Source organism: Campylobacter gracilis (assembly GCF_001190745.1).
Classification (GTDB): Bacteria; Campylobacterota; Campylobacteria; order Campylobacterales; family Campylobacteraceae; genus Campylobacter_B; species Campylobacter_B gracilis.
This window is the reverse complement of record NZ_CP012196.1, coordinates 1,918,121-1,934,284: the sequence shown is the minus strand read 5'-3', so window position 1 is coordinate 1,934,284 and position 16,164 is coordinate 1,918,121. Positions and strand designations below refer to the sequence as shown.

12 protein-coding genes and 1 tRNA gene are annotated in these 16,164 nt (G+C 47.5%); 7 read left to right on the top strand and 6 right to left on the bottom strand.

The genetic code is table 11. The features are described 5' to 3' along the window. Positions 1-5: 5 nt before the first annotated feature. Genes CGRAC_RS09655 through CGRAC_RS09630 form a run of 6 tightly spaced genes read right to left on the bottom strand, consistent with a single transcriptional unit; the run spans position 6 to position 4,149 of the window. Positions 6-782: an undecaprenyl-diphosphate phosphatase gene (locus CGRAC_RS09655; protein ID WP_005871166.1), complete on the bottom strand. Its 777-nt coding sequence runs from the start codon at positions 780-782 to the stop codon at positions 6-8. Then, a complete protein-coding gene (gene thiE / locus CGRAC_RS09650) occupies positions 769-1,383 on the bottom strand; it encodes a thiamine phosphate synthase (RefSeq protein ID WP_005871168.1) in 615 nt (204 codons plus the stop codon). The genes CGRAC_RS09655 and thiE overlap by 14 nt, the downstream gene beginning before the upstream one ends. Then, the gene (locus CGRAC_RS09645; protein WP_005871170.1) at positions 1,376-1,912 is read right to left on the bottom strand and encodes a hypothetical protein; all 537 of its coding nucleotides are present in this window, start codon (positions 1,910-1,912) and stop codon (positions 1,376-1,378) included. Before CGRAC_RS09645 ends, thiE begins: the two co-directional genes overlap by 8 nt. A 59-nt stretch (positions 1,913-1,971) precedes the next feature. Then, positions 1,972-2,712 carry a basic amino acid ABC transporter substrate-binding protein gene (locus CGRAC_RS09640; RefSeq protein WP_005871172.1) on the bottom strand — a complete coding sequence of 247 codons (741 nt, stop codon included), beginning with the start codon at positions 2,710-2,712 and terminating at the stop codon, positions 1,972-1,974. Positions 2,713-2,723: 11 nt separating this feature from the next. Next, positions 2,724-3,452 (bottom strand): amino acid ABC transporter ATP-binding protein, encoded by a 729-nt coding sequence (locus tag CGRAC_RS09635; protein ID WP_005871174.1) that lies wholly within the window; start codon positions 3,450-3,452, stop codon positions 2,724-2,726. Further along, positions 3,445-4,149, bottom strand: a complete 705-nt coding sequence (locus CGRAC_RS09630; RefSeq protein ID WP_005871176.1) for an amino acid ABC transporter permease — start codon at positions 4,147-4,149, stop codon at positions 3,445-3,447. Before CGRAC_RS09630 ends, CGRAC_RS09635 begins: the two co-directional genes overlap by 8 nt. A 127-nt stretch (positions 4,150-4,276) precedes the next feature. Here CGRAC_RS09630 and putP point away from each other — a divergent pair, with 127 nt between their 5' ends. The 7 genes from putP (at position 4,277) to dnaE (ending at position 15,564) form a co-directional block, all read left to right on the top strand. Next, positions 4,277-5,785 (top strand): sodium/proline symporter PutP, encoded by a 1,509-nt coding sequence (gene putP / locus CGRAC_RS09625; protein ID WP_005871178.1) that lies wholly within the window; start codon positions 4,277-4,279, stop codon positions 5,783-5,785. Then, a complete protein-coding gene (locus CGRAC_RS09620) occupies positions 5,778-7,121 on the top strand; it encodes a DUF2130 domain-containing protein (RefSeq protein ID WP_005871181.1) in 1,344 nt (447 codons plus the stop codon). Before putP ends, CGRAC_RS09620 begins: the two co-directional genes overlap by 8 nt. A 707-nt stretch (positions 7,122-7,828) precedes the next feature. Further along, a complete protein-coding gene (locus CGRAC_RS09615) occupies positions 7,829-8,485 on the top strand; it encodes a YccF domain-containing protein (protein WP_081451724.1) in 657 nt (218 codons plus the stop codon). A gap of 254 nt (positions 8,486-8,739) precedes the next feature. Further along, positions 8,740-8,816: transfer RNA gene (locus tag CGRAC_RS09610), tRNA-Ile, on the top strand. Between the two features lie 261 nt (positions 8,817-9,077). Then, positions 9,078-10,388 (top strand): dicarboxylate/amino acid:cation symporter, encoded by a 1,311-nt coding sequence (locus CGRAC_RS09605; protein WP_005871192.1) that lies wholly within the window; start codon positions 9,078-9,080, stop codon positions 10,386-10,388. A gap of 29 nt (positions 10,389-10,417) precedes the next feature. Next, entirely contained in the window at positions 10,418-11,098 is a 681-nt protein-coding gene (gene cuyB / locus CGRAC_RS09600; protein ID WP_005871194.1) for a cysteate racemase, read from the top strand. A 320-nt stretch (positions 11,099-11,418) separates the two neighbouring features. Then, positions 11,419-15,564 (top strand): DNA polymerase III subunit alpha, encoded by a 4,146-nt coding sequence (dnaE, locus tag CGRAC_RS09595; RefSeq protein WP_005871198.1) that lies wholly within the window; start codon positions 11,419-11,421, stop codon positions 15,562-15,564. Positions 15,565-16,164: the final 600 nt, after the last annotated feature.

Here is a 16,164-nt window from a genome sequence, read left to right as displayed (position 1 = left end):
TGCGTTTAAAAAACGAAGATGAAAAATACGACGCCGATTAGAATTCTATAAATTCCAAACGGAATGAAATCGAACTTCGAGACGAAGCTTAGAAATAGCTTGATCGCCGCAAGCGCCACGACGAACGCCACTGCGCCGCCTATGAGAAAGGTCGTGATATTGTCGGAGTTTTGCGCGAAGGTGTCTAAATTTTTATAGGTGTCGTAGAAAGTCGCTGCAAACATCGTAGGGATCGCGAGCAGGAAGCTAAAGCGCGCGGCTAGGTTTCTGCTTAGCCCGCATAAAAGCCCTGCGATGATGGTAGCACCGCTGCGCGAAGTACCCGGCACCATCGCAAAACATTGCGAAAGCCCGATGATGAAAGCCTGAACGTATGAAATTTGATCCAGATGTTCTAGTTCATTCTCCCTAGGGCGCGCCTTGCGAAAGAGCTCGACTGCGATAAAAATAATGCCCCAGCCGATCAGCGCGTAAGCGACGGTCTGCGGTGCGAATAGCGATTTGATGCTTTTATAGAGCAAAAATCCGATCGCGGCGGTAGGGATGAAGCCCACGACGAGCTTGCACCAGAGCTTAAAATCAACTAAAAGCCGCTTGTAAAACATCGCGACGACCGCTAGGATCGAACCTAGCTGGATAACGACCTCGAAGCATTTAAGCGTGTCGGTCTGCTGTAAGCCCATCAGTTTCGCAGCTAGGATCATGTGCCCGGTCGAGCTTACGGGCAGAAATTCCGTCAGCCCCTCGACGATGCCTAAAATCACGGCGTCAAATATATTCATCCATTTTTTCCTTTAAATTTGCTAAATTCTGAGTGATCGAAGCGGGCCTGTAGATCGCCTCTACCATCGCGATATAATCGGGCTTGAGGGCTAAAATTTCATTTAAATTTTCTAAGCTTATGCCGCCGATTACGGCGATTGGGAGATTTAAAGATTTTCGCGCCTCTTGCACGAGCGCATCGGGGCAAAGCGGCGCATCAGGCTTTGTCTTGCCGCGCCTTAGAGAGCCGAAGGCTACGTAGCTAGCGCCCTGCGCTTCGGCCTTTTGCGCGCGAGCGAGATCGGCGTAGCAACTAACGCCGACGATCTTATTCGCGCCTAAAAACTCACGCACCTGCGCCGTCTCGCCGTCGTCCTTTCCGATATGCACGCCGTGTGCGCCAAGCTTTTTGGCAAGCGCCGCATCGTCGTTGATGATGAGTTTGGCGCCGTAATCTTCGCAAAGACCGATGAGAGAGCGGATTAAAGCTTCATCCCTCACGGCGAGCTTGCTACGATACTGCACGAGCTTTACGCCGCAGCGCAAAATTTCATCTATCTGCGAAAAGATAGTTTGCGGCGGCGTTAAGGTATCGTCGCTAAGCGCGTAAATTTCACTCATCTATCTTTTTCGGCATCGGCACGCCGTTTAGAATACAGTTGGTAACATCCCAAAATTTTGCGCTATACATTCCGCGTTTAGCCTCTTTGGCCTCCTCAGCAGCTTTTAAAAGAAGTTCGCTATCGTCGGTTGTCGGTACGGCAAATCCCGCCGCTACCAGATCTAATCGCAGATTGCTTTTAGGATCGCTTGCGTCGCAGACATAGGCGTCATTGCCACGATCGATTAAATTTACGTAGTAGCGCTTGCCGGGTTTTATCACGGACTCGAGAGCTTTTTTATATTCTTTATCGAATTTTTTCAGCTCCTTAGCGTCCGTTATGCACCTAGAAGCGTCCGCGGCGATTATATTTAAATTTTTTAAGTCGCAGGGAAAGAAACGATCTTTTTGAGCCTTTCTAAATGTAAAAACGAAGCTTCTGCCGTCATTGCCAAGACCTGCAAACGCAGCGATGCCGTATCTGTCTTTTTGCTCCGCAAAGCTCTGCGTGCAGAGCAAAATCGCAAGTGCTAAAAATATCTTTTTCATAGGATTCCTCTTAGGCGGCACAAATTCTATAAGAGGAATTTGCGCCTAAATTTTGCGGATTATTTTAAATTATACTTTTCCAAAAGCTTTTCGTAGCTTCCATCCTTTTTCATCTCCTCAAGCGCTGCGTTAAACTTAGCTAGCAGCTCGGGATACTTGCCCTTATCAAATGCGATCGAAAAGCCCTCGCTGCCGTCGGATTCTTTAAAAAATGCGGTTAGATCGTCATTTTTCTTAAGATATTCGTAGCCTACGGACGAATCCACGCAAAGCGCGTCGATCTTTTTGTTCTTCAGCGACATAACGGCTACGAAGACGTTCTCCGTGGCGCTAACCTCGGCGCCTTTGATATCTCTGATCGCAAGCTCTTGAATGGTGCCTAGCTGCGCGGCAAGGCGCTTACCCTGCAGATCCGCCTTGGAATTTAACGAGCTATCGTCCTTGCGCTTGACATATAAATTTTCGACTTTATAGTAAGGAGCTGTGAAATCGATAGCCTTTTTGCGAGCCGGTGTCGCGCTCATTCCCGAGGCGATCATATCGATTTTACCGCTTTTAATCGCAGGTATCAGCCCGTCAAAGCTCATATTTAAAATTTCATATTTCACGCCCGCGCGCTTTGCAAGCTCGGCTACCAGATCCATATCAAAGCCGGTAACCTTGGAGTTTTCATCCACAAACTCAAACGGCGGATATTCGGCGTTCGTGCCTACGATAAGCGTATCTTTGGCGATGTCCTTAGCGATCAGCGAGCCGCAAAGCAAAGCGCCCGCAACTAGAAATCTCATAAATTTTTTCATTTCCCTCTCCTTTAGTGGTTTAAAATTTTATTTAAAAATTCTTTCAATCTCGGATTTTGCGGATTTTCAAATACGTTTTTAGGCGTATCATCCACAGCGATCTTGCCGCCCTCTATAAAAAAAATCCTATTTGCGACATTGCGTGCAAAGCCCATCTCGTGCGTTACCACAAGCATCGTGATTCCCTCTTTAGCGACCTCTTTCATTATACCTAATACCTCGCCGATCATCTCTGGATCTAACGCCGAGGTAGGCTCGTCGAATAAAATCACGTCCGGATTTACCGCCAAACTTCTAGCGATTGCGATGCGTTGCTTTTGCCCACCGCTAAGCTTGTGCGGATAAGTATAGGCCTTATCACTAAGACCGACCTTTTGCAGCAGCTCCTCCGCTTTTGCTAAGGCTTGTTCTTTAGTATAGATACCCGCTTTTATGGGCGCTAGAGTTAAATTTTCCAGCACATTTTTATTTGCAAAGAGGTTGAAATGCTGAAACACCATACTAACTTTGCGGCGAATTTTATTAATATCAGTGTGCTTATCTGTAATATCCTCGCCGTCTATTTTAATAGTGCCGCCGCTTGGAATTTCAAGCAGATTTAAGCAGCGCAAAAAGGTTGATTTACCGCCGCCGCTTGGACCGATAATAGCTACGATATCGCCTTTATTTATGGTCTTTGAAATTCCTTTTAACACCGATAAATTGCCGTAGGATTTGGTTAAATTTGATATTTCAATCATTGCGGTTTAACCTACTTTCTAGCATTTTTACTAAAAACGAGAAAAATTTCACGCTTGCGTAGTAAAGCACTGCGGCAAAAAGTATCGGCTGGACGGTATAAAGCGCAGCCTGCATGCTTTTTGAAAAAAACGTAAGATCGGTAATTGCTACGAGGCCCACGACCGAGGTTTCTTTAAAAAGGCTTATAAACTCATTCGCAAGCGCGGGCAAAATGTTTTTTATCGCTTGCGGAAAGATGATCTCTTTCATCGCCGTGCCGTAGCCTAGACCCATCGCGCGCGCAGCTTCCATCTGGCCGCGATCGACGCTGTTTATGCCGCTGCGCACGATCTCTGCGACGTAGGCTGAGCTATTAAGCCCCAGCGCAAAGATCGCAGCTGCGATATTATTGCTCCACGTAGCAAAGATAATAAACACGAACACCATCAGTTGGATAACGATTGGAGTTCCGCGGATGATGTCTACGTATTCGTCGATAATGAAGCTTAAAAATTTATTGTTTAGAAATTTTAAAAATGCCAGCATAAATCCTAATGCGATACCGATCACGATGCCGCCGGAGGTCAAAATAAGAGTGATGCCGTAGCTTTTGGCGTATGAAATTTTTTGCGCTTCGCTCAGTTCGGGATAGGTGAAATAAAGTCCCACGGCGATTACAGTCAAAACAAATACGACCTTTAAAATTTTCTCGTTCAACCAAGGCGCCTTTTTCTTAAAATTTAAACGGCAAGAATACTAAAATTTCGTTAAAATCTGGCTAAATTCCGAAAGTAAAATTTTATTTGAAATAGAGTAAAATTAGCTTTTTTAAAAGGAGGCAACGATGAGCTTTTGGACCTATTTTGCAATCGCGATATATTTCGGCGCGCTTATTTTTATAGGTAGGTATTATTATGACAAGAATGCGAGCTTAAGCGAATATCTGCTCGATAACCGCCGCCTGGGCCCATTCGTAACGGCGCTTAGCGCGGGCGCTAGCGATATGAGCGGCTGGATGCTTTTGGGAGTGCCGGGCGCGATGTTTGCGACAGGAATTTGCAATATCTGGATAGCTCTAGGGCTTTGCGTGGGCGCGTGGTGCAACTATAAATTTCTTGCTAAAAGGCTTAGAATTTACACCGAGGTAGCAAGCGACAGCGTCACGATCCCGGATTTTTTAGAAAACCGCTTCAAAGACCATACCAAGACGCTTCGCATCATCTCGGGGCTTTTGATCATCATATTTTTTACGCTCTATGTTAGTAGCGGCATCATCGCCGGTGGCAAGACCTTTGAGAGCTTTTTCGGGCTAAGCTTTACCTACGGCGCGGTCGCTACGATCTTAATCGTCGTGTTTTATACCTTTTTCGGCGGATTTAAGGCCGTCGCGATCACCGACGCATTTCAGGGTGCGCTGATGTTTGCGGTGCTTATTTTGATCCCTCTGTTTTCTTATCGCGCGCTGCAGATCCCTGCGGACAGCTCCTTTTTCGCGCAGGTACGGCTATACGGCGCGAGCCACCTCGATCTATTTTACAACCAAAGCTTCTTGGGCGTTTTGGGCCTGCTTGCTTGGGGGCTCGGATACTTCGGGCAGCCGCACATCATCGTGCGTTTTATGGCGATTAGAAGCTCGCGCGAGCTTGATAGTGCACGCCGCATCGGAATTTCGTGGATGGTGCTAGGGCTAGTAGGCGCGATGCTTAGCGGCCTGATCGGCTTTGTCTATTTTTCGCAAAAAGGCCTTAGTATAGACGATCCAGAAAAAATTTTCCTAGAGCTTGGTAAAATTTTCTTTCATCCATTCATCTTGGGCGTGATAATCTCTGCGGTGCTGGCGGCGATTATGAGCACCATCTCAAGCCAGCTTTTGGTAAGCGCGAGTGCGGTTACGAAGGATTTTATCTTCGCGTTTTATAAAAAAGAGGTGAGCGAGCGCACGCAGACGCTAAGCAGCCGCATCGCCGTCGTGATCATCGCCGCAGTCGCTGCGATCTTGGCATTTGGCTCAAACGATACGGTGCTAAACGTCGTCGGAAACGCTTGGGCGGGATTTGGCGCGAGCTTTGGAGCGGTGCTTCTTTTCAGCCTGTATTCTAAAAAAATGAGCGCGCTCTCAGCTTTGGTGGGTATGCTCGTAGGCGGTATCACGGTCATTTGCTGGATATTATCGGGGCTTTCGGCGATCGTTTACGAGCTGCTGCCGGGCTTTTGCTTTTCGGCGCTTGCGATATTGCTCGTAAATCGCTACAACTCCGTGCTCGATAAGATGGCGGATGAGCCCAATGCCGCGCAAATTTCGCAGGAATTCGAAAAGATGAAAGAGCAAAGTTTAAGGGGCAAAGATGGCTAACGTAAAGTGCCCGCACTGCGGCTCTTTGATCGATATAGACGAGGCGCTGCAACGCGATATCAAGGCTAAATTTGAAGATGAAATTTTGCAGCAGAAGCGAAAGTGGCAACAGCAGCAAAACGAAGCTACGCTTAAATTTGAAGCCGAGATCGCCGCTAAGCGCGAGGAGTACGCGAAGCATCTAGCGCAGTTGCAAGCGAAGGAAAACGCCTTCGAGCAGCGCGTAAAAGCGGCGACCGATTCCGCGCTAAATAGCGAGCGGGAGAAAATTTTAGCGCTCGCAAAATCTCAGATCGAGAGCGAGAATGCGGCGAAATTTGAAATTTTACAAAAGGAGCTGCAAGAAAAATCGCAAAGAATTTCCGAGCTAAATTTAATAAAGGCCGAAATGGAGGCGCAAAAGCGTAAATTTAGCGAGCTTGAAGCCGAGAATAAAGCTAAATCCGAGATCGAGCTAACCAACCGCGTAAACCAAGAGCGTGAGCGGCTTTCGAAACAAATTTCGCAGGAAAACGAGCTGAAATTCCGCCAAAAAGATGAGCAGATCCAAAGCCTAATCGGCCAAATAAACGAGCTTAAGCGCCGCTCGGAGGTGGGCTCGCAGCAGCTTCAGGGCGAGGTGCAGGAGCTCGCGCTGCAGGAGTATCTGCGGCTAAACTTTCCTTTGGACGAGATAGATGAGGTCAAAAAGGGCGCGCGCGGCGCAGACTGCGTGCAGATAGTGCATACGAGGGAGTTTGTGGGCTGCGGTAAAATTTTATACGAGAGCAAGCGCACGAAAAGCTTCGAGCCTAAATGGATCGACAAACTCAAAGACGATATGATAGGTGAGGGCGCGCAGATCGGCGTTATCGTAACCGAGCAGATGCCGCCTCACAGCCCTAGGCTGCACCAAGCGCCGAGCGATGCTAGCATCTGGATCTGTTCGTTTGAGGAATTTAAGGGGCTTTGCGCCGTCTTGCGCGAACACGTCGTGGCGCTTGCGTTTGCCAAAAGATCGGGGCAAAATCAAGATAGCAAAACGGCGATGCTCTACGACTATCTGACCTCGCCCGAGTTTGCAAACCAGATAAAGACGATCGTTTCGGCATTTGTCGGCATGCAGGAGAGCCTAAATAAGGAGCGCAACGCGATGGAGCGCATCTGGAAACAGCGCGAAAAACAGATAGCGCGTGCGCGAGACGGAGCGATTGCTATGCATGCAAGCATCAGAAGTATCGCAGGAAGCGGCGTAGCCCAGCTGGAGGACGTCGATGAAATTTTAAGCCTCGAAGCGATTGCGACGGAGGGCGAAGCGGACACGCTTCAAAACCAAGACGGCGACGAGACGCCATAGCGACATGCGGACAGATCGCCGTTCTAGCGAGAGCGCGAGATGATCTTGCGGCACGAGACTGAAATTTCGTAAGCAACGCGATATTTGTCCGCGGACAAGTGGTGCTAAAATTTCAAGAAATAATTGTTCTATGTTTTTAGGTTTGCGAGGTTGGAATTTTGCTTGCGAATTTTATCTCGGCAGAAATATGCCGCACTGTGTAGCGTGTAAAATTTTAAATTCATAATTAAGGAAGCGCTTCATGTTGCGAAAATTTGATTTGGAATTTCTATCTTGTATCCCAATTAGGAAGATTTTACACTAAAAGCTATAGCAAAATTTTAAGAATTCGCTTCGCCGTACCGTAAAAATTTTAAAATTTTGATCTGCAAATTTTATAAAATTTATGAAATTTTTTAAATTTAGGCATCGAAATTTTAGAATTCCTAATATTTTTTAAAATAAATTTAAATTTTTTAAACACCCTTGCCGCAGTTATTTGCATACTAAAATTTTATCGATGAAAAGCGTTCGTTGCCAAACGTTAACCCCTCCCCTCTATCATTCCGCAGTTGTTTTGCGCATGGGAAATTTTGCGCGCACAAGACTCGTTTCGTGCGGCATAGCGTGCAGGTCGCATCAAATACGCCGCAAAAGCAATGGTAGGCTGTGCAACGTCTGTAACGGGCGGCTTGCTTGATTTGCATAAATTTATAAAGAGGTAAAATATGCGTATTTTAGGCAGCATTATTTGGTTCTTTGTGGGAGGTTGGATCCTTGCTATCTTGACCTATTTGTCGGGTTTAATCCTTAACCGTTTTAGTCGGACTGCTCCCGCGGGATTAGGTCTTATGGAATACGGCAAATTTCTATTTTTGCCCTTCACCAACGACATGGCGCGCAAAAATAAAAGCTCGCTTACCGTCGCCGCAAAGTCGCTACAAAACTGCGAATACGACGTAACGCCCCAAAAAGTATCCGTAGCGACGATAATAGCTACAGTTTGTATCGTAGCGATTGCCTTGCCTGCAGTAGCGATTGCGGGACCGGGGCTAACTACTAGAGATGATGCTGAGATTTCTAGATTAGCGACAAATTTAATGATTGTTGAGGCAGATATAAAGTCTTACTATATCTCCCAAAGTAAATTCGCATCCGATTTTTCGGTTATGACGAATGTTCCGCTAGAGCCTAACGGAGCGAATTCCGCATATCTTAAAAGCTTAAAAGGGGATAAATGCTTTCTAATCAGCGTAGACGGCGAAAAGAAAACTATCTCTATCGCAAAGGGTCCCGATGCCGAAAATAATATCTGCCGGGGAGCGTATGAATTACCGGGCGTCCCTAAAATGCTATCGGAGCCTATTCAAGTAAAAAGCTATTAATTTACGCGATTTGCGAGCGGATTAGATTATCGCGGCGGATTTAAGAGCTGGAATTTATATAAATTTTGTCTTAAATTTACGCCGCCTTATGCGCACGAAAGTGATCTGATCGGAAATCAGATAAAGTTGTGTGCTTTGGTGTGAAATTTAGCCACGGTTTAAGTGGGTCTAAGTTCCATAAAATTACGCGGTTAGAATTTTAACGCCGTTTTAAGATTATTTTTGTAAAATCACATTTCTTTTTTACCACTGGCGGGCTCATAGCTCAGTTGGTTAGAGCATCCGGCTCATAACCGGATGGTCCTAGGTTCAAGTCCTAGTGAGCCCACCACCACAAAATTTCAGCTTTTCACTGCATCAAAATCCGCAAAATTTCATAAAATTTTATGCGCTATTTTTTTCTCTGAAATTACTATAAAATTCCGTTTTATAACTTCAAAAGACAAAGCCTGCCGCATAATTCCCGCTTTAAAATGCGGCAAACTCGCGATTGAATTTTCAAATTTAACTTTCATTTGGCGGCCGATTAAATTTTATTTTATGGCAAGTTGCGGTAGAATTCCGTTAAAATTCTTAGTGCAGGGAGATGTCCATGTCAGAAAATCAAACGAAAAAAGGCGGAATTTTAGCTTTTTATTTTAACTCAAGCTTGCTTTGGCGCATCATTATCGCTTTAGTGTTGGGCTCTGCGATCGGTATGTTGCTACCTAAAAATATGCCGGTGGGCGATACCACGTGGGTGGCGATTTTAACGCCTTTGGGAGATCTTTTTGTGAGACTTTTAAAGATGATCATGGTGCCGATCATTATCTGTTCGCTCATCGTAGGCACGAGCAGCATCTCGCCCGCGCACCTTGGCAAAGTAGGCGTTAAGGCGATCATATTTTACGCTATAACTACGCTTTTTGCGATCGTCATCGGTCTAGCGTGTGCGTTTATATTTTCTCCAGGTAGCGGGCTTGATCTAAGCGATGCGTCCAAGGCCGTCGAAAAGGCAGCGAACGCGCCTAGTATGAGTAAAATTTTGCTTAATATAATTCCTACGAATCCTTTTGATTCCATAGCCAAGGGCGAAATTTTGCCGATCATCGCATTTTGCTTATTTTTTGGCGTAGGGCTTGCGTTTTGCCGCGACAGTAGCGACGCGCGTATCAAAAGCTCTGCCGATACGGTTTATAATTTTTTCGACGGAATGAGCGAGATTATGTTTAAGGTCGTGCACTGGGTGATGCAATACGCGCCGATCGGCGTTTTTGCGCTAATGTTTGTAGTGTTTAATAAAAGCGGTATCGAGGCTTTCAGCTCGCTGCTAAACGTCACGATTACACTATACGTGGGACTTGCGATTCAAGTATTTGCGGTTTATTGCGTTATTTGTATGCTTATTGGAGTTAGCCCGATTAAATTCCTTAAAAAAGTGCGCCCGCCGATGCTTACGGCTTTTGTTACCCGCAGCTCCAACGGCACGCTTCCGATTACGATGCAAACCGCCGAAGATATGGGAATTCCAAAGGCGATCTACGGCTTTGTTTTACCCGTGGGTGCTACGGTGAATATGAATGGTACGACCGTGTATTTGGGCGTGTGCACACTTTTTATCGCTAATGCTTGTGGTATCGATCTAAATAGCAGCCACTACCTCACGATCATCATCACTTCGATGCTTGCGGCGATCGGAACTGCCGGAGTTCCGGGAGCTGGTGCGCTGATGCTGCTTTTAGTGCTAGAATCTATCGGCGTCAAGGTAAGCGGTAATGTAGCGATCGCTTACGGAATGATTTTAGGCATTGACGCGATTTTGGATATGGGGCGAACTTCGATGAACGTAACGGGCGATGTTGTGGCGTCGATCTACGTCGCAAAGAGCGAAAACGAAATGGATATGAGTAAGTGGGAGGATTAACCCAAAATAAAATTTAGAAAGGACGAGCTATGAAAAGAGTTGGGATTATCGGCGGAATGGGACCTTTGGCAAGTGCGGATCTGTATATGAAGATTATAGAAGAGACTGCTGCGGGCGGCGATCAAGAAAATATTCCGCTTGTAATTGATAGCTATCCGCAGATTGAAGATCGCACGGCATTTATCTTAGGTAAAGGTGAAAATCCGCTTCCGCGCCTAAGCGAGAGCGCTGTTAGGCTCAAAAATGCAGGCTGCAGGGCGTTTGCGATGGCGTGCAACACGGCGCATTTTTTCGCAGACGATGTAGAAGCTGCGGCGGAAATCCCGCTAATTCATATCGCCGAGGTTACCGTAAAAGCGATCCGCAAAAATTATCCAAACGCCCATAAAATCGCCGTACTAGCCACTATCGGTACAAAAAAAGCTAAAATTTACGACGATCCGCTCAAAGAAGCGGGGCTAATCAGCGTGGATCTCGGTGAAGAAAATCAAGCGGTTTTGATGGATTGTATCTACAAAGGCGTTAAGGCGGGCAAGACTGCCGAATACGTGGGGGCTTTTGAGAATTTGCTAGGCAAAATCGATGCTGATATTTATGTCGTTGCCTGCACTGAGCTGCCGCTATTTTTGCCCTTAATCAAAAGCGATAAAATTTTCGTTGATCCTACTAGAGAGCTTGCCAAAGCGATCGTGGAATTCTCAAGATCGTAGAGCTGCAAGACTTTGCAGGCAGAATTTTAAACCGCAAAATTTTATGATGACTTAAGTCGTGGAATTTTGCGGAACTATATTGAACCAAAATTTCATCCAGGTGAAATTTTACGATAGCAAAATTTCATCACAGCATTTTAAGCTTAAAATTTTGCTAAAATTTAATCCACAAGATCCAGAATGCAAAACCTCCGAAGTAAAATTACTTAACAAAATTTGCTCGTAAAATTTCACGCTGAAATTTAAGCTAAAATTCCATTAAATTTGACCGTTTCTAAAGCCCGAATTTACTATAATCTTCAAATCGAAAAAGGATCAAAATGAGCGACTACACCCACCTGCACCTTCACACCGAGTATTCGCTGCTAGACGGCGCGAATAAAGTAAGCGAGCTCGCCGAGCTTTTGCAGAGCCGCGGCACCAAGGCGTGCGCGATCACCGATCACGGCAATATGTTCGGCGCGATAGACTTTTATCAAACGATGAAAAAGCACGGCATCAAGCCGATCATCGGCATCGAGACCTACCTGCACAACCACGACGATATCGGCGATAAAAGCGACCGCCAGCGCTATCACTTGATACTGCTTGCCAAAAACGAGACGGGCTATAAAAATCTGATGTATCTTAGCTCGCGCGCATTTCTGGACGGCTTCTACTACTACCCGAGGATCAACAAAAAAATTTTAAAAGAGCACAGCGAGGGGCTCATCTGCTCCTCGGCATGCCTAGCGGGCGAGGTGGAATTTCATCTAAATAGAAGCGAGCGAAATTTAAAGCGCGGTGCGGGCGGCTACGAAGCGGCGAAAAAAGCGGCGCTTGAGTATAAGGAAATTTTCGGCGAGGATTTTTATCTTGAGATCATGCGCCACGGCATCGGCGAGCAATTAAACGTCGATAAAGACCTCATCCGCCTTTCGCGCGAAATCGGCGTCAAGATCATCGCTACCAACGACGCTCACTACTCGCGCAAGGACCGCGCCAAGGCTCACGACGTCTATCAGTGCATCTCGATGGGCAAGACGATCAACGATGGCGACCGCCTAAAACACGTCGTTTCGGAATTTTACGTAAAAAGCGATGAGGAGATGAGGCGGCTTTTTGCGGACATCCCCGAAGTGATCGAAAATACCGCCGAGATCGTGCAAAAGTGCAATCTGAAATTTGCCTTCGACGAGAAAGACTATGCGCCCACGCCGCCGAATTTTAAATTTACGATCGAATACGCCGCTAGGCTCGGGCTTTCGCTGCCCCAGCCTGATGAGCGATATAGCTTTGCAAACGATGATTTTTTATTCGATCATCTGTGTCGCGAGGGGCTTAAAGAGCGCCTTAAATTTATCGATCCTGCTAAGCACGAAATTTATCGCGAGCGCCTGGAAAAGGAGCTTGCCATCATCAAAAACATGCATTTTTCGGGCTATATGGTCATCGTGCAGGATTTCATCAACTGGGCGAAGGACCACGACATCCCGGTTGGCCCCGGTCGCGGTTCTGCGGCGGGCAGCATCTGCGCGTATGCGCTTCGCATTACCGACCTCGATCCGATCCCGTATAATCTGCTTTTCGAGCGATTTTTAAATCCGTCGCGTATCTCGATGCCCGACATCGACGTGGATTTTTGCCAGGCACGCAGAGGCGAGGTGATCGACTACGTCATCGATCAGTACGGCAAATTTAACGTCGCGCAGGTTGCGACCTTCGGTAAGCTGCTCGCGCGCGGCGTCATCCGCGACGTGGCTCGCGTCTGCGATATGCCGCTTTCGCAGGCCGATAAGATGGCAAAGCTGATCCCCGATAAGCTCGGCATCACGCTTACGCAGGCTTACGATGCCGAGCCGAAGCTGAAGGAATTTATCGATGCAGATCCGATCGCGCAGCAGGTTTGGGAGTTTGCGCTGGGCCTTGAAGGGCTCAATCGCAACGCGGGCATGCATGCCGCGGGCGTTGTGATTTCAAACGAGCCGCTGTGGAATAAAGCGCCGCTATTTAAGCAAGATAAGGGCGAGGACGCGCGCCTGGTCACGCAATACACCAAAAACTATCTTGAAGATGTCGATCTGATAAAATTTGACTTCCTGGGTCTAAAAAACCTCGATGTGATCGATAATGCCGCTAAGCTTGTCAAGCGCCGCTACGGTCGCGATATTGTCTGGGAGGAGATCGATTTCAACGACCGTAAGACCTACGAGACGATTCAAAGCGGCAACACGCTGGGGATCTTCCAAATCGAGGGCGCGGGCATGCAGGATCTGGCGATGAACCTGCGCCCGGACCGCTTCGAGGATATCATCGCGATGATCTCGCTCTACCGCCCGGGACCGATGGATCTAATCCCCGATTTTATCAGGATCAAACACGGCGAGCTAAAAGCTAGCTATATCTTCCCTGAGCTAAAAGAAATTTTAGAGCCAACATATGGCATCATCGTCTATCAAGAGCAGGTTATGCAGATCGTGCAGAAGGTGGGCGGCTTTAGTTTGGGCGATGCCGATCTGGTGCGCCGCGCGATGGGTAAAAAGGATGAAAAGAAGCTTGCCCACATGCGCGAGCAGTATCTAAGCGGCGCTAAAGAGCTGGGCTTTGACGTAGCAAAAGCAGATGAGCTATTTGATCTGATTATGAAATTTGCCTCCTATGGCTTTAACAAATCCCACGCCGCGGCGTATTCGATGATCACCTTTCAAACGGCCTATCTTAAGACCTACTATCCGGCGGAGTTTATGGCGGCGCTGCTTACTTCGGAGGAGGGCAATACCGATAAAATTTCAAAATATATCGACGAGGCTAGCCGCCTAGGCATCGGGCTTTTGCCGCCGTCGATCAATCAAAGCTTAAGAGGCTTTAGCGTCGTGGACGACGAAAATTCCAAATCGGGCACCTCGATCATCTACGGCCTCGGCGCGATCAAGGGCGTGGGCGCCGCCGCGATCGAGAATATCTTAGAGCTTCAAAGCGAGGCTAAATTTCAAAGCATCGACGATTTTGCTTCGCGAGTGGACAATTTCCGCGTCAATAAAAAGGTCATCGAGTCGCTGATCTATGCAGGCGCGATGGATTGCCTGGGTAAGAGTCGCTTGGCGATGATTCAAAACATGGAAAATATCCTTGAGGTAATGAAAAAAATCACCGAGATTAAAAAGGACGCCGCTAGCTCGCTTTTTGGCGAGGATGAGGATATGACGAGCGGCATGAGCGTAAGTTTCGTCGATACCGATAAGGAATTTCCGCAGGGCGAAATTTTAAAATTTGAGCAGCAGACCGTGGGCGTGTATCTTTCGGGACATCCGCTAGATGATTATAAAGAGGAGATAGAGGGCATCGACTACACGCTATCCTCGGCGTTTAGCGAGATCGAGGGCGATAGCGCCGAGGTGCTTAGCGTGGGGCGGATCGAGGATCTATCCACGCGCATGACGAAAACGGGCAAAAAAATGGGGATTTTAAATGTGCTTGATCTGCACGGCAGCTTCGAGCTTGCGGTGTTCGATAACGCGCTAAAGGCGATCGAAAACTTAAGCCCGCAGGAGAGGGAGCGCCCGTACGCTTTTATGATTAAAATTTCAAAAAGTGCGGTCGGCGGCGCGGCGTATCAGCTGTCGTTTCTTTCGATGATGAGCTTGCAAAACGCTCGAGATGCGAGCTTCCGTCCGCACGCGGGAGTATTTTTGAGCGAGAATCCACTCAAAGCCTACGCCGCGCAGCTTGGCGCGATCGCGCATACCAAATCGAACGAATTTGACGAACTGGCGGGCGACGAGGACGCGAGCGTTAAAATTTTATGCGTCGGCAAGATCGAAAACGTCCACACCCGCACGACCAAATCGGGCAAGCAGATGGCAAATCTCACGGTGCTCGATCTTGCGGGCAGCTTCGAGATGAGTGCGTTCGGCGATATTTGTGATGCGGTCACTGCGCTAACGGATGCGGAGCTGGAGCGCCCGATGGCGTTTTGGGCACGGCTTAGCAAAAATACATCCCCTTACGGCGGGAAATTTCAAATTTATCTGGATGAAATTTTAACTCTAGATGCCGCGCAAAATATCGACGGCTACGTGCCTAGTAAGATGCGAGGCTTCGGCGGTAGGGAGCGTGAGGGCTTTAGCGGCAGCAATTTCGGCTCCGGCAGAAACTTCGGTGGTGAACGAGGCGGCGGCTACGGCAGCGGGAATTTCACGGAGCGAAGGGGCAGTGTTGCTGCGGAGGATCCCGCTCTTAAGGCGCGCAAAGAGCGCGAGGCACAGCGCAAAAACGCGCAGGATTTCGAGTTTGAGCTAAGCTTAGGCGAACTTAGCCGCGAGAAAATTTATAAAATTTACCACCTCGCCTTTTGCGACACGGCGCTGAAAAACACCAAGCGGCTGATTCTGCGGATCCGCAACGGCAGCGAAGTGCTCGTTTATCCGACCGAATACATTGTGAGCGATAATTTCACCGAAAAGGTGCGCGAAATCATCGCGGCGTAGGTGCGGCTCTCTCGCCGCGCTAGGTCGGTAAAATTTTTATTTTTGCTTATTGCGCCGCACGCAAGCGGTATTTGAGCGCGCAGAAAGCCTAGACTTTGACGCGGTTGCGATAAGAGGCAAGCTGTTTGTTCCAAAATTTGTCGCGTGCAAAATTTACTGTGCGACGCATAAGAATTGTAATTACGCAGATAGTCCGTGATATCTAAATTTATTGCGTTCATCGCGGTGGAATTTTATCTGCCACAAATTTACAGGCACATAGACTGCTTCTGCTTTATTGCGTCGGCAAGGCTTGTAGCGCGCCGTTTGAGTTACCGCAATAACAGCTCGCCGTGCCTCAGCAGAGTTGAATTATATTGCCGCGCTAGCCTACCTGCGGCACGACAAACGGCATGATCGTTTAAATTTCGAGCTAAATTTTTGCGAACGAAGCCTTACTTTGGCGAATCCCCGCGCAGCTTTAAAATTTTAAACTTTAGCGGATTTGAAATTTTAGGCATAGCTTTACTACGTAAAATTTTATCGCAGTAAAATTTCGCCGAGCAAATTTAGTAAAGCACGCAAAAACAGACCCAAGACGCGCAGAAAAAATCCGAAACA

What these genes read in the sequence shown, in the direction of transcription:
- thiE (WP_005871168.1), bottom strand. Translation starts at nt 1,383, where the DNA reads ATGAGTGAAATTTACGCGCTTAGCGACGATACCTTAACGCCGCCGCAA.
- CGRAC_RS09645 (WP_005871170.1), bottom strand. Translation starts at nt 1,912, where the DNA reads ATGAAAAAGATATTTTTAGCACTTGCGATTTTGCTCTGCACGCAGAGC.
- CGRAC_RS09620 (WP_005871181.1), top strand. Translation starts at nt 5,778, where the DNA reads ATGGCTAACGTAAAGTGCCCGCACTGCGGCTCTTTGATCGATATAGAC.
- dnaE (WP_005871198.1), top strand. Translation starts at nt 11,419, where the DNA reads ATGAGCGACTACACCCACCTGCACCTTCACACCGAGTATTCGCTGCTA.
- CGRAC_RS09605 (WP_005871192.1), top strand. Translation starts at nt 9,078, where the DNA reads ATGTCAGAAAATCAAACGAAAAAAGGCGGAATTTTAGCTTTTTATTTT.
- CGRAC_RS09640 (WP_005871172.1), bottom strand. Translation starts at nt 2,712, where the DNA reads ATGAAAAAATTTATGAGATTTCTAGTTGCGGGCGCTTTGCTTTGCGGC.
- CGRAC_RS09615 (WP_081451724.1), top strand. Translation starts at nt 7,829, where the DNA reads ATGCGTATTTTAGGCAGCATTATTTGGTTCTTTGTGGGAGGTTGGATC.
- CGRAC_RS09655 (WP_005871166.1), bottom strand. Translation starts at nt 782, where the DNA reads ATGAATATATTTGACGCCGTGATTTTAGGCATCGTCGAGGGGCTGACG.
- cuyB (WP_005871194.1), top strand. Translation starts at nt 10,418, where the DNA reads ATGAAAAGAGTTGGGATTATCGGCGGAATGGGACCTTTGGCAAGTGCG.
- putP (WP_005871178.1), top strand. Translation starts at nt 4,277, where the DNA reads ATGAGCTTTTGGACCTATTTTGCAATCGCGATATATTTCGGCGCGCTT.
- CGRAC_RS09635 (WP_005871174.1), bottom strand. Translation starts at nt 3,452, where the DNA reads ATGATTGAAATATCAAATTTAACCAAATCCTACGGCAATTTATCGGTG.